Source organism: Paenibacillus ottowii (assembly GCF_006874425.1).
GTDB classification, from domain to species: Bacteria; Bacillota; Bacilli; order Paenibacillales; family Paenibacillaceae; genus Paenibacillus; species Paenibacillus ottowii.
In genome coordinates, this window is sequence record NZ_VIJZ01000003.1 from 164,602 (window position 1) to 178,396 (window position 13,795).

The following is a 13,795-nucleotide window of genomic DNA, read 5'->3' on the forward strand; positions in this document are numbered from 1 at the left end:
CCATTTTACTCTTAGGTAGGCACTCATTGAATTTTGCAAAATCCTCCGTTGCCGGAATAAGCCTATTTTCCCAAAGCTTCTTCCAGGTTATTCTGCAATACAGAGAAATGACCTCCACGGCGTACTGCCCTTTGCCGTGAGAGGTCACCGATAACTTACTTCTATCTAATTACCTTAACCTATTCTATTATAAAGGGAATTTCCTCAAGCGTCTACGCGAGCCATAACAGCCTCGACCAGCTGACCGATTCTGTGCTCTGCGTCAGGCAGCGAGGAGCCGCGTACTGCAAAGTATACTTTGATTTTAGGCTCTGTGCCTGAAGGACGCAGGCAGAACCATGAACCATCCTCCAGTAAAAACTTGAGTACATTTTCCCGCGGAAGTCCGTCCAGGCCTTGTGAGTAGTCTAGTACTTTGTCTACCTTCACACCTGCAATCTCTTGAGGTGCGTTGCTGCGCCAATCCGTCATTTTGCCTTGGATTTGCTCCACTCCATCCTTACCCTTGAGTGTACGGGACTCCAGCTTCTCAAGGAAGTAGCCAAACTGCTCGTACAGCTCTTGCAAAACATCATAAAGCGTCTTGCCTTGTGTACTGTAATAAGCAGCAGCTTCAGCGATCAGCATAGCTGCCAAGACAGCATCCTTATCGCGAGCATAATTTCCTGCCAAATAGCCGTAGCTCTCTTCATAGCCAAACAAGTAGGTATACTCGCCAGTTTGGTCAAACTGATTCATTTTCTCGCCAATATATTTGAAGCCAGTTAGCGTGTTAAACACTGTCGCTCCAAAATGTTCAGCAATGACCGCACCCATTTCGCTAGTTACGATGGTTTTGATAACTGCACCATTATTCGGAAGCTTGCCGGTTTCTTTCAGCTGATTCAGCAAGTAGTAGACCATAATTGCGCCCGACTGATTACCGGACAAAACCACATATTCGCCATCACGGTTTTTTACCACTGCACCCATGCGGTCAGCATCAGGGTCTGTTCCGATCAACAAATCTGCACCAATTTTCTCACCTAGCGCAATGGCCAGCTTGAACGCATCACGTTCTTCCGGATTAGGCGACTTAACGGTTGAAAATTCTGCATCTGGTTGCTCTTGCTCAGGCACAATATGCACCTGTTCAAAACCGATTTTCTCCAGCACACGACGTACTGGTATATTCCCGGTGCCATGAAGAGGCGTAAACACAACTTTAAAGTTCTTGCCCGGTCCAGCTGCAATCAGTTCCCGGTTCACACTCACACTGGCTACCCTATCCACAAACGCTTCATCTTCCGCTTCTCCAAGCCAAACCAACAATCCCTGTGACTCTGCTTCTTCACGTGTCAGCGTTTTGATGTCAGCAAAAGAAGGAACCTCACGAATATAGCCAATCACCTTTTCAGCCTGATCTGGAACAAGCTGCCCACCTTCATTGTTGTATACCTTGTACCCATTATACTCGGGAGGGTTGTGACTCGCGGTTACAACAATTCCTCCACTGGCTCCCAAATGACGTACACTAAACGAAAGCTGTGGCGTTGGGCGCAAGGATGGGAACAACTTAGCTACGATCCCATTGCCTGCCAGCACCAAAGCTGCATCCAAAGCAAACTCTGGCGAAAAGTGACGCGAATCATGGGCAATGACAACAGAAGGCTTGCCTTCTTTGCCAGCATGCTGCTCCAAAATATAGCGAGCGAGCCCTTGAGTCGCACGTCCAATCACATAACGATTCATGCGGTTACTGCCTGCCCCGATCACTCCACGCAGACCACCTGTACCAAATTCCAGTTCTTTGTAAAAGCGATCCTCTAGTTCACGGTCATTGCCTTGCAATGCGCGCAACTCCTGTTTGGTTTCTTCATCAATATAAGGGTCTTGCAGCCAGCTCTCAATGCCTTCTAATGCTTTTTTACTCAACTGCGTCATACGGAATTTCCCCTCTCCATTTTTGGTTATCAAAACAGGATTTCTATGTACACATGCACTCGGTTAGACGTGGTGCTTATGTCGGCAGAACTTATTTATTGGGGCGGGTCTGATAAAGCAAACATAATTTCGCCCTCAGCTACCACCGTGTCACCCACTTTCGCCGTTGCTTTCCCTTTACCAAAAGCGCCTTTGGAACGGGTAATTTCCACTTCAAGTGTCAGCGTATCCCCAGGAACTACCTGTCCGCGGAAGCGGAAACCATCCAACCCTGCCAAAAAGCCGATTTTGCCGCGATTGCTTTCCAGGTGCAGTAATGCGACTGCTCCGACTTGAGCCAATGCTTCAGTGATCAACACACCAGGCATAACGGGATAACCCGGAAAATGTCCAATGAAATGAGGCTCAGTCATTGTTACATTTTTGATGCCTACTGCTCTTTTCCCTTCCTCCAGTTCAATAATACGGTCCACCAACAAAAATGGAGGGCGATGCGGAATAATCTCCTGAATTTGATTAACATCCAATTGCAATTTGTCCATTTATCTTAATAACTCCTCCCGCTTGCAGATTTGACTCTGTTCAGCCCTGAGTTACTGCAAGCATAATATTACCCCGCAAACGCTGTATAAAAACAGCTCATCACGGCAACAATGTTAGATATCCTTCACCTACTGCAGAAGTGAAGGTTGAGATAAGGGGCTTTTTCCGCCGGTTACGCAACCAGAGGCGAGAAAAAGCCCTTTTGCATGTGCTTGGTTTTACCCCGCAATGTTATAAACTCCCCATCATTATACATTCATCAGATGCAAAAAGAAAATTATGCGGAAGTACCATATTTGTTGCTCCTATTATGGGGTGAAGCGAAGTTTCATTTGAGTCAAGGTGGGCGGGCTACGGAGATGGATCATTCTTCCGATCGCTGTTACCCTCGGATTTTTTCATTATTTTAAAACCCGGAAAGGTTAAAATCCGAGGATAAAGGCGAACGCTACCACTTCTCCAGAACGATTCCATCCCCTCCGCCGAGTTACTTTTGCTCAAAAAGAAAGCTCGCTTCAATAATGCTCGCTTGTCGCGAAGAGCAAACAAAACAAACGAAGGCCTCTGCGATGGCCTCAATTGGTTGCAATCCATACTCGCTACACTGAAGGATTCTCCATTGAAGACAAAACAAAACCCTGCGCCACTGGCACAGGGTTTTGTTTTCTATACTCCCCACACAAATTGCGGGATTATTTATCTTAACAAGAGTGGCCCTGATAGCGGGTAGCCAGCGGAGCGGGCAGAATTGTCCTGGAGAAGCGCAGCGTTTGCCTTTATCCCCGGATTCAAACCTCAAAAGTTAAAATCAAAATAAATCTGGGGATAACAGCAATCGGAAGAACAATCTGCACGCGGAGCGTCCATTTCCCTCCACAACCACTCTTTTAAAGTAAACTAAGGCGCAAATATAAGATCAATGACATGCTGCCAGGTCTTCCACTCAAATACACCTGCCAGCCCTTGCTTACCTACAATTACATATCCTGCAATTAAGCCGCCTAACAGCGAGAACAGAAACAACAACGGAACAACGAAATAACGAGCAGTACGCCAGCGGGATTTAGTCTTTTCAGGCACCGGACGGGAATCAGATTGTTCTTCCTTCATCACCAAATCCTTATGCCCTCAAATTGTTGGCCAGGTTCATCATCGTGTCGCTAGAGGTTAAGGCCCGTGCCGCCATTTGATACATCCGCTGGACTTGCATCATATCTGTCATTTCGCCCGCTAAATCCACGTTAGACTCCTCAAGATAGCCGGAACGCACAGTAACGTCCGCTGGAACAGCGCCTGCCACACCTGCTGCTCCGAATACATCGGCTTCAGTCACGCCATTCGCTAACACGAACAGGTTATCATCCCGCTGCTGTAACCCTTCTGGACGCTGTACATCCATTAGCTTAATTCGCTGGCCAGCTGTCGGGGCACCAGTTCCATTAGCCCGAATCAGCAATTCGCCATCGGAGGTAATAGCTACTTTGGAACCCGCTGGCGCGGTTACAGGTACATCATTATTGTCTAACACAGAATAACCCTCAGCGGTGGTCAACATCATCGTTGCATTATCATTCGGATCAGGAACAAAATGAAAACTGCCGGCACGCGTCCAGGCTTTTTGTCCATTCCCCTGAACTTCAAACAAAGCATTTCCCTGAATGGCCAGGTCGGTAGGAAGTCCCGTTTCCTTGAGCGGACCTTGCTCCATATTTTTCATAACTGCGGTTGTTTTAACTCCGTAGCCCAAATTATAGCCAAGCGGCATCGCCCGTCCATTTTGGAGATACGTTGAAGGTTGCTGCTGTACATTAGCCAATACATCTTCAAAGGAACCCTGTTTGCTCTTATAACCAACCGTATTGACATTGGCGATATTATCGGCAATTAAATCCAAACGCTGCTGCACACTGGCCATAGACACCATTGCGCCAATCATGGAGTTGTTCATCACTTACCCCCTGTTATACACGGCCTACTTCGTTAACGGCCTTGTCCAAGCTTTTATCATAAAATTGAATAACCTTCTGATTCGCTTCATACGCTCTTAACGCAGCCATCATATCCACCATCGACTGAGCAGCATCTACATTAGATACTTCCAGATAGCCCTGACGAACCGATACCGTATCATTAGCGGTCATCATTCTAGCCGTAGCACCATCCGTATCATTCAAACGGAAATTGCCATTACCCTCACGAACGAGCTGGTATGGTCGATCAATAACACTAATTCCAAGTGTCGTTCGGAGCGGCTGGTTGGATTGGCTGTCCACCAATTGACCCCGTTCATTTACTTTAAGCGCTGAGACAGATCCCGTCAATTGAATTGGGTTTCCATTCGTATCTAGCACTGCTGAACCAGTCGACGAAAGCAATGCTCCCGTTCCACTTACTTGAAAATGTCCATCACGTGTATAGCGGACATTACCACTACTATCCCGTACCGTAAAAAACGCTTCTGGACGATAAGTGACTTCACCGTTAGCATTGATGAATTTACCCGCCTGATCAAAAGCCATAGGTCGACCAGTCGCCGGGTCATTCACATTAATATTGGACTGTATCGCAAAATCTGTAGTTTGTCCACTATCCTTCAACGTTCCCTGAATGTAAGGGGAGAGGCTTTCCTCAGCAAAAACGCCAGTATTGAGCTTGCCGACCGTACGATCCGGGTTATCAGGGTTCCCCCCCGTCATGGAGATAAACATTTCGGGGAATGAGCGCTGAACGCTGTTCTCCTGCTTGTATCCCGTGGTATTCATATTAGCAATATTTTGCGTTACGGTGTCATGACGTCGCTGTTGTGTCATCATCCCGGCGGCCGCAGTATATAAACCTCTCAACATGTATCGTGCACCCCAATCCTATACTCTGCTCATCAATTGTATGCTCGCATGGAGGCACTAAAGCCAAAACGCTAAGCAGCCTGCCTGACAGCACACGAGTCTCTTATAGTCACTATCGGCAGATTAGAACTTTTTCTTAACCACATGATCCAAATTATCCAGCATAATTCCTGTACCTTTAACGACACAATGCATCGGATCCTCGGCAACGAGTACTGGAACACGCAATTCTTCAGCAAGCAGCTCGTCCAAACCGCTAAGCAGCGCACCACCGCCGGTCAAAATAACTCCACGGTCAATAATATCAGCAGATAGTTCCGGTGGGGTCTGCTCCAGTACAAACTTAGCTGCAGCAACAATCGCTGACACGGGATCTCTTAGTGCATCCTGTACTTCTTCCGCAGAAATGCTTAACGTTTTGGGCAATCCGGATACCATATCCCGTCCACGGATGTCCATCTCAGCATGCCGTCCGCTTGGATGTACAGTTCCAATAGCAATTTTGATATCTTCAGCCGTACGTTCCCCGATGAGAAGTTTGTACTTCGTTTTTACATATTTCATAATGGCTGTATCAAATTTGTCCCCCGCCATTTTAATGGAAGAAGCTGTTACAACATCCCCCATAGAAAGGACTGCAACGTCAGTTGTTCCACCACCAATATCTACGACCATGTTGCCGCTAGGCTCAAAGATATCCATTCCTGCCCCGATGGCAGCCGCCTTTGGCTCTTCCTCCAAAAATACTTCTTTCGCCCCGCTACGCTCCGCCGCTTCACGAATCGCTTTTTGCTCCACTGAGGTAATGTTCGTCGGCGCACAAATCAAAATACGAGGGTGACTGTACCAGCTTCTTCCCCCTACCCGATTAATAAAATATTTTAGCATCGCTTCCGTGACTTCAAAATCGGCGATGACACCATCACGCAATGGGCGGATGGCTATGATATTACCAGGAGTACGTCCTACCATACGGCGCGCTTCCTCTCCGACAGCCAGAACTTTTTTTGTATCGCTTTCTATCGCAACAACGGAAGGTTCGTCAAGAACAACTCCCTTACCTTTGACGTGGATAAGCACGTTGGCCGTACCGAGGTCGATACCAATATCATTACTGAACATATTAAAAAGGCCCCCAAAGTGATATTTTAAAAAGCTAAGATTCGACAAGAAGCGGCAAATATATGTATAAACCTACGGTTACATGTCATTTTTCGTCTTGTACCATCTTTTAACATATCATACTTCAGGGGGTTGATTCAATGGCTTTGCCAGCCAATTCACTATATATTTTTAGGACTTGCCGGAAACAAGAATTCCCCTTCTTTTCCCACTCGTTTTTTTGTACTTAATTTTCGTCGCTTCACCCCCCCGCAGATGGCGGATGGATTTATGGTATTCGAGAATGTGCTTCACCTGATCAGCAAGATCCGGGTTAATTTCAGGCAGCCGTTCGGTCAGATCTTTATGCACCGTGCTCTTGGAGACACCAAATTCCTTGGCAATCGTACGGACCGTATTCCTTGTTTCCACGATACAGCGACCGATTTTGATGGTCCGTTCCTTGATGTAATCGTGCACGCTCCCGCCTCCCTACTGTGGATAGTTTGGTACATTATATGAGGAGCGTGCCTATATATTCGCGGTTTGGCGGGAAGACATGCTTCGGAAGGCCTATTTATTTGGCAACAGCAGCTTATGTTTACGCTATGCGTTAAAACTGCACAAGAAAAAAGCAGGGAATATGAATTCCCCGCTTAACATGCAAAGCTATGGCCTAATTTATTTTTTAGGAAGCAGACCTGTTGGATTCACTGGCTTGTCATCCTGATACACTTCAAAATGCAGATGTGTTTTCAAATCCTTTTCAAGCTCATTGCGACCTGCTGAAGCAATCACATCATTTTGTTTTACTTGATCGCCTTCTTTTACTTTCAGATCACTCAAGCTTTGGTATACTGTTTTGAGATTATTATCATGCGTGATTTCTACGACATTCCCTACCAGCGGATGTTGTTCCACACGGGATACTTTTCCACTCAGGGCAGCTCTCACTTCAAATGCCTGATCGTCGGAACGAGAAAGGTCAATTCCGGTGTTGGCGGTAAATGTTTTATCGTACTCTACCATAGCTGCCGCTTGCTCATCAGCTGTCGCTTTTTCATCAAAGAAAGGCTTTACGACTTTCACTGCACTCGCATCTGCCACCGGCCATGCGATATTTTCCGACTGAGCAACAACTTCCACACTTTCTGGTTGTTGTTCGCTACCGTCGGTACTTACAGCGCTTGTGCTTTGTACCGACGGACTAGCTGGGTCAGGTTTGAAAGACTTCTGGCTAGCATCCTGATAGACCCACACTAAGGTTAGTATAATGGCTGCTGCGGCAATGTAGGCTGCCGGGTATGCCCACCTTTTGGACAACAGCTTTTTCCACGAAGACGGCCGTGAAGCTCTTCCACCCGGAAAGGTTTTGGGTGTATCTTCATGATTTTGATTCTGGTTTTTATTTTGTTCACTCATTTGCTCATCACCTCAGTAACCAGTGTTACCGGGTGCAACTCTTTTATACTTCAAAGTTACGAAAAATTTACTAACTTAGAATACGAGAGGCATTCGCAAAAGATATACCAGTATAATAGTGAAGGAGAATCTGAGTGGCCGTATGACCTTCTTTGGCCATTCCATTGGCTCCCCACTGGCTCATACCAACGCCATGACCATAGCCATAGGTTGTTATAGCAATCCGATTCCCTTCGGTCTTCCATGTAAATTCAGCCGACCGTAATCCTAGTTTGTTTCGAATCTCCGGTCCCGTAAAGACCAAGCCTCCTACCTCAATCTTCTTGATGCGATGACCTTCTGTCTTGGAGAGGATACGAATCTCTGGCATACCTCCCCCTCCAGTAGAAGCAGTGACCGCAGCACGACTCAATCCCAATCTATCGAACACACTCTGACGGCTCAGTGTAACGGTTTCTGTAAAACGAGGGGCCAACTGCTTGTCCCATGGACTGGACACACTTCGTAAATAGGGCACTGCCTTCGCCCATACATCCTCTGAATTTTCAGTGTAGCCATTGCTGGTAGAAAAAAAGGAAGCAGTAATGGGTTTCCCCTCATATACCATGATGGTATCCTTGGTGTCGCGTACAGCCTGGCGAATTTTTTCCAGATCTGCGGATTTTCCAGAATGCTCCCATTCTCTAGCAAGCTTAGCTTTGGAAATGTAAGCCTGATGTTTGACGGTATCTGTCACATCTGCCCCCGCCGGGGCGCCGCTGGTGTCATCAGCTAACAAACGCCTTGTAATGAAGGTACGTGCGGCAATGGCCTGTGCCTTTAGCGCTTCTTCCTCAAAGCTGGCAGGCATTTCAGCTGCTACTACACCGACAATGTATTGCTCCAAAGGCAGTGACTCCGTTCGGCCAGTAGACGTGACGTACACCCGCACGTCCGGCTCTGCCGCAACCGGCGCGCTACGCGCTGGAGCAGCGGGTACTGCCGGCATCGGCGGGACGCCCGGCAGGCGCGTAACGGGCGCCTCGCTCTTTGCCCCCGTATTGGGCTGCACGGGTGCGGTTGTGCGGCTCCCAGACGGCAAAGGCTGCGCTGCCTGGCGAGGCCATGCCATTAGCGTGGGCACCGCTATGGCAAGCACCAGCACCCCGACCATGGCGGCAAAGGGCAGCCATGGTCGGCGGCTACCCCAGCGTGGGGCTCGCCCGGCTGCAGGTCGCAGGTGTGGCTGCGATCCCTGCGGCTTGCTTGCGTCCCATGTTTTACTAGGCGCTGTTTTTGCGGCGGGAGGCACCACTGTAGTACGCCGATGCGTCTTGACGCAAATCGGTAATGCATCTGACGTGTCTGGCTGCTGCATAAGCATATTTTTTTGCAATGAAGTTGCTATAGAGCCACAGCTTTCCTCCGCAAATGAGACCTGGCGGTGTTTCTTAGGATGATGAATTGGTATACGGATGCGAACCTGTGAATCTTTCATAGGCTGAAACCTCCATCAAAGGGCTAAATGTCCGGCTGAAAGTACAGATATACTCCAGCTGATATTTTCAATCATATGAGGTCGTCCACTTTGATAGAACCGTTTTAAGAGAACTGAAAGAATGAAAAAGCCAGGCAGCAAAAACACAAAAAGAACCAAGCCCTTTCGGACTTGGTTCTTTTTGCTCAAGTTTATAACTATGCAATAAGTTAAAGATTAAGCGAGGGAAGGCTGAATCTTCTTGAACAGATTCCCCGATGTTTCTTCTGGTACAACACGTTCTGCGCTAGCCGAATGATCCAGTTTGGATTCATCTACAGTCACTCTGTAAATGTCAGCTCCCAATCCAGTCAGTTTCTCAGCCAAATGAACGTATCCACGGTCGATGTGATGGACGCCGGATACCTCCGTTGTACCTTCCGCAATAAGTCCGGTCAGAATTAACGCAGCACCTGCACGTAAATCTGTCGAGGTTACTTTCGCACCCGTCAGCTTAGCATTGCCAGTTACAATCGCCGTACGACCTTCGACCTTAATTTCCGCATTCATAAGATGAAATTCATCTACATGCATGAAACGATTTTCAAACACGGTTTCTGTAATGATGCTCGTTCCTTCAGCGGCAAGTTGAAGTGCCATCATCTGAGACTGCATATCAGTTGGAAACCCAGGATAAGGCAGTGTTTTAACATCAACGGCCTTCAACGGTTTATCCGCAATGACACGAATACCATTTTCATCAGGTTGAATTGTTACACCCATTTCTTCCATCTTGGATATAACCGGACCCAAATGATCGGATATTGCGCCTTCTACATATACGTTCCCGCCTGTGATCGCAGCAGCAACCATATAAGTACCTGCTTCTACCCGGTCGGGAATAACCGTATGTTTTACACCATGCAGCTTCTCGACGCCTTCTATACGAATGACGCCTGTGCCTGCACCGCGTACTTTCGCTCCCATGCCATTCAGGAAGTTGGCGAGATCAACGATCTCAGGCTCCTTAGCAGCATTCTCAATGGTAGTTACGCCCTCAGCAAGAGTAGCGGCCATCATAATATTCTCGGTTGCTCCTACGCTGGCTACATCCAAATAAACCTTAGCTCCGCGCAGACGACCGTTACTTTTAGCTTCAATAAAACCCTGGCCCAAGCTTATCTCGGCGCCCAACGCTTCAAACCCCTTCAAATGCTGATCAATAGGTCTTGTTCCAATTGCGCATCCGCCTGGAAGCGAGATTCTTGTACGTCCCAAACGAGTAAGCAATGGCCCCATAACCAAAAATGATGCGCGCATTTTCCTAACCCACTCGTAAGGGGCTTCACAGGAAATTATCTTCCGCGCGTCAACACGAATGACCTCGTCTTGGTATGTAACGCCTGCTCCTAAGGACTCCAGCACTTTGTTAATGGTCATCACATCGTCTAGAGGAGGTGCATCCATAATAACACTTTCTCCTTCTTCTCCTAACAGAGAAGCGGCGATGATCGGCAGAACTGAGTTTTTGGCTCCGCTGACTTTGACACTCCCGGTCAATCTGTTGCCACCGCGGACGATAAATTTGCTCATCTATGGTTCCCTCCGCGCGTCATTTCCCTTTTCCATTCTGGAAAAAAAGAACATATTCCGCTATTTTCATGCCTTGCTTTTTCATTACATAAAAAAACAAGATTTTACTAATACCCTAACTGCCATCATACCACTGATTAAAACAAGTATACAAGCGTTTTTTACACTTGACGTCCACATGAGTTCTAACGGATTCATCCTGTTATACATGTATGGTGCTTTTGTTTACCATTGTTAACAATATGGCATGATGTTATTCGACAATTCCTGCACATACGGAGTCATAAAATCATATAACCCGCCTACTTCATGTTAAAACAAATTCTACAGCATTTGGCTCCAAGAGATGTAGCTCAACAAGAAACCAGAAACCAACTGTCCCAAAATAATAGCAAGAAACAAGTGCAGCAATCTGCCCTGCGGTCCTTTGGGTTGCCGGATGAATAAATCCAGCTTTAAGCTCTGCAAAGCCCACCAGGCTAACGCTATACAGATGAGCGATACGATCATAGAGATCAGCGCAGTCATACTCGCCGATTGACTTAACTGTTCAGCCAACTGCTGCTTCCCGTTCATTCGTGATTCCTCCCATCTGCGTCACAGACTTCTTTATAATACTCGGCAAGCGCCTAATTTGCTAGTGCTATTTCTATTCTTAGCATATTTATTTCGACAAAATGTGTATAATCACTTCTGTTTTGTGAATTTAAAAGGTACTAAATACCTAGCTATTAAACATGAAATAGGACTATATATTTGGAAAATACAACTAAAAAAGGGCTCGATCACAGTGATCGAAGGAAGTAAAGATGTCACTCACCTTCTGTAGGCCCTCTTGGGCAGAAGTTATGAAGTGGTCTCTTTGTCATTCCATCCGTATACTATGCCGAACCCTTTTAAAATTCCACTCAAATTCCAATATTAATTCTTATTGGTTCTGATACTTGTAGCATTCAAACGGTTAAGCGCCCGTTGCAGAGCGACTTCTGCCCGATGATGGTCTATTTGATCCTGCTTACTCTGGAGCCGCAGTTCTGCCCGCTCCCTTGCCGCACGAGCCCGTTCCACATCAATATCTTCGGAACGTTCCGCGCTTTCAGCCAAAATGACCACTTTATCATTGCGGACTTCAATAAAGCCCCCATTGACCGCAATCACTTCGGTTTGACCACCGATTTTAATACGTACCGGTGCAATCTTCAAGGGAGTGACCAAGGGAAGGTGTCCTGGTAAAATCCCAAGATCGCCTTCCGAGCCGCGAACACTGATGCTGTTTACCTGCTCCGTATAGACCAGGCGCTCCGGCGTCACTATCTCTAGTAAATACGTGCTCACTTGAATCCCTCCTGGAAACTGTCCACAGACAGCTCACTTCGTAAGGCTCGGCTATTCTCTGCCTATATGTTTACAAGGTTTTAGCTTTTTCCACTGCTTCTTCAATGGCCCCTACAAAAAGGAAAGCCGCTTCTGGAAGATTGTCATGCTTGCCTTCCAAAATTTCTTTGAAGCTACGTACCGTTTCTTTAACTGGTACATATTTACCTGGGAAGCCGTTAAATGCTTCGGCAACGTGGAAAGGCTGTGAAAGGAAACGCTGGATTTTACGGGCACGTGCTACCAGCATTTTATCTTCTTCACTCAACTCATCCATACCCAGGATCGCGATAATATCCTGAAGCTCATTGTAGCGGGCCAAAATTTGTTTTACCCCTTGTGCTACATTGTAATGCTCTTCACCCACAACGTCTGGCGACAAAATACGGGAGCTGGATGCGAGTGGATCAACCGCCGGGTAAATACCCATTTCGGAAATTTTACGTTCCAGGTTCGTTGTAGCATCCAAATGGGCAAACGTCGTTGCAGGAGCCGGGTCAGTGTAGTCATCCGCAGGCACGTAGATTGCCTGAATGGAAGTAACCGAACCTTTTTTAGTAGAAGTAATCCGTTCTTGCAGTTGCCCCATCTCCGTTGCCAGCGTTGGCTGGTAACCTACTGCGGAAGGCATACGTCCCAACAGGGCAGAAACCTCAGAGCCTGCTTGGGTGAAGCGGAAAATGTTATCAATAAAGAGCAACACGTCACGGCCTTCTTGGTCACGGAAATATTCCGCCATCGTCAGACCTGTGAGGGCAACACGCAAACGCGCACCTGGAGGCTCGTTCATTTGTCCAAACACCATCGCCGTTTTGTTGATAACGCCGGAATCTCTCATTTCATGGTACAAGTCATTTCCTTCGCGTGTACGTTCACCTACACCCGCAAATACAGAAATACCACCATGCTCCTGAGCGATATTGTTAATCAATTCTTGAATGGTTACGGTTTTACCTACACCCGCGCCACCAAACAACCCGACTTTACCACCCTTGGCATAAGGAGCCAGCAAGTCGATAACTTTAATACCCGTTTCGAGCATCTCTGCTTGAGTTGTCAGTTCTTCGAAAGAAGGCGCTTGACGGTGAATCGGATTTCTTGTTGCTTCACCCATATCAGCACCATTATCAATTGGCGTTCCAAGCACGTTAAATACACGTCCAAGAGTAGCTTCGCCGACAGGTACCGAGATAGGCGCTCCCAGATCTATTGCTTCAGCTCCACGAACCAAACCATCTGTGGAAGACATGGCAATACAACGCACACGGTTGTCACCTAGATGTTTTGAAGCCTCGAGCGTCAGATCAATTTTGACTCCGCTCTCCAGCACAGTCCCAATATGAATGGCATTCAGAATTTCCGGAAGCTGTCCACGTTCAAACTCAACGTCGACAACCGGACCCATGATGCTCACTACGCGTCCTTTGTTCATCTTTTGGTTTCCCTCCTACAAGCTTGCACAGCCGCAAATCCGAACCATTCTGATTTGTTTTGCGCCCGCAATTTATCATAATAGTGTAGACCTTGTTATCAAACA

General features: G+C 47.1%; 13 protein-coding genes. All 13 read right to left on the reverse strand.

Going from position 1 to position 13,795, the window contains the following annotated elements:
• Positions 1-204 precede the first annotated feature (204 nt).
• Positions 205-1,923: a phospho-sugar mutase gene (locus FKV70_RS07670; protein WP_142612438.1), complete on the reverse strand. Its 1,719-nt coding sequence runs from the start codon at positions 1,921-1,923 to the stop codon at positions 205-207.
• Positions 1,924-2,018: 95 nt separating this feature from the next.
• Positions 2,019-2,465 (reverse strand): 3-hydroxyacyl-ACP dehydratase FabZ, encoded by a 447-nt coding sequence (fabZ, locus tag FKV70_RS07675; RefSeq protein WP_013373420.1) that lies wholly within the window; start codon positions 2,463-2,465, stop codon positions 2,019-2,021.
• A gap of 898 nt (positions 2,466-3,363) precedes the next feature.
• On the reverse strand, positions 3,364-3,576 hold the full coding sequence (locus tag FKV70_RS07680; protein WP_063213876.1) for a DNA-directed RNA polymerase subunit beta: 213 nt from the start codon (positions 3,574-3,576) through the stop codon (positions 3,364-3,366).
• A 10-nt stretch (positions 3,577-3,586) separates the two neighbouring features.
• Positions 3,587-4,414 carry a flagellar hook-basal body protein gene (locus FKV70_RS07685; protein ID WP_142612439.1) on the reverse strand — a complete coding sequence of 276 codons (828 nt, stop codon included), beginning with the start codon at positions 4,412-4,414 and terminating at the stop codon, positions 3,587-3,589.
• A 13-nt stretch (positions 4,415-4,427) separates the two neighbouring features.
• Positions 4,428-5,312 carry a flagellar hook-basal body protein gene (locus tag FKV70_RS07690; RefSeq protein ID WP_142612440.1) on the reverse strand — a complete coding sequence of 295 codons (885 nt, stop codon included), beginning with the start codon at positions 5,310-5,312 and terminating at the stop codon, positions 4,428-4,430.
• Positions 5,313-5,435: 123 nt separating this feature from the next.
• The gene (gene mreB, locus FKV70_RS07695; RefSeq protein WP_142612441.1) at positions 5,436-6,434 is read right to left on the reverse strand and encodes a rod shape-determining protein; all 999 of its coding nucleotides are present in this window, start codon (positions 6,432-6,434) and stop codon (positions 5,436-5,438) included.
• Between the two features lie 171 nt (positions 6,435-6,605).
• A complete protein-coding gene (spoIIID, locus tag FKV70_RS07700; RefSeq protein ID WP_013373425.1) occupies positions 6,606-6,893 on the reverse strand; it encodes a sporulation transcriptional regulator SpoIIID in 288 nt (95 codons plus the stop codon).
• 201 nt (positions 6,894-7,094) lie between these two features.
• Entirely contained in the window at positions 7,095-7,835 is a 741-nt protein-coding gene (spoIIQ, locus tag FKV70_RS07705) for a stage II sporulation protein SpoIIQ (RefSeq protein WP_142612442.1), read from the reverse strand.
• A 70-nt stretch (positions 7,836-7,905) separates the two neighbouring features.
• Positions 7,906-9,312: a stage II sporulation protein D gene (spoIID, locus tag FKV70_RS07710; protein ID WP_142612443.1), complete on the reverse strand. Its 1,407-nt coding sequence runs from the start codon at positions 9,310-9,312 to the stop codon at positions 7,906-7,908.
• A 216-nt stretch (positions 9,313-9,528) separates the two neighbouring features.
• The gene (murA, locus tag FKV70_RS07715; protein WP_063213870.1) at positions 9,529-10,884 is read right to left on the reverse strand and encodes a UDP-N-acetylglucosamine 1-carboxyvinyltransferase; all 1,356 of its coding nucleotides are present in this window, start codon (positions 10,882-10,884) and stop codon (positions 9,529-9,531) included.
• A 324-nt stretch (positions 10,885-11,208) separates the two neighbouring features.
• A complete protein-coding gene (locus FKV70_RS07720) occupies positions 11,209-11,460 on the reverse strand; it encodes a DUF1146 family protein (protein WP_063213869.1) in 252 nt (83 codons plus the stop codon).
• A gap of 345 nt (positions 11,461-11,805) precedes the next feature.
• Positions 11,806-12,219, reverse strand: a complete 414-nt coding sequence (locus tag FKV70_RS07730) for a F0F1 ATP synthase subunit epsilon (RefSeq protein WP_063213868.1) — start codon at positions 12,217-12,219, stop codon at positions 11,806-11,808.
• Between the two features lie 70 nt (positions 12,220-12,289).
• Positions 12,290-13,690, reverse strand: coding sequence for a F0F1 ATP synthase subunit beta (atpD, locus tag FKV70_RS07735; protein WP_063213867.1), 1,401 nt, complete (start codon positions 13,688-13,690; stop codon positions 12,290-12,292).
• Positions 13,691-13,795 lie beyond the last annotated feature (105 nt).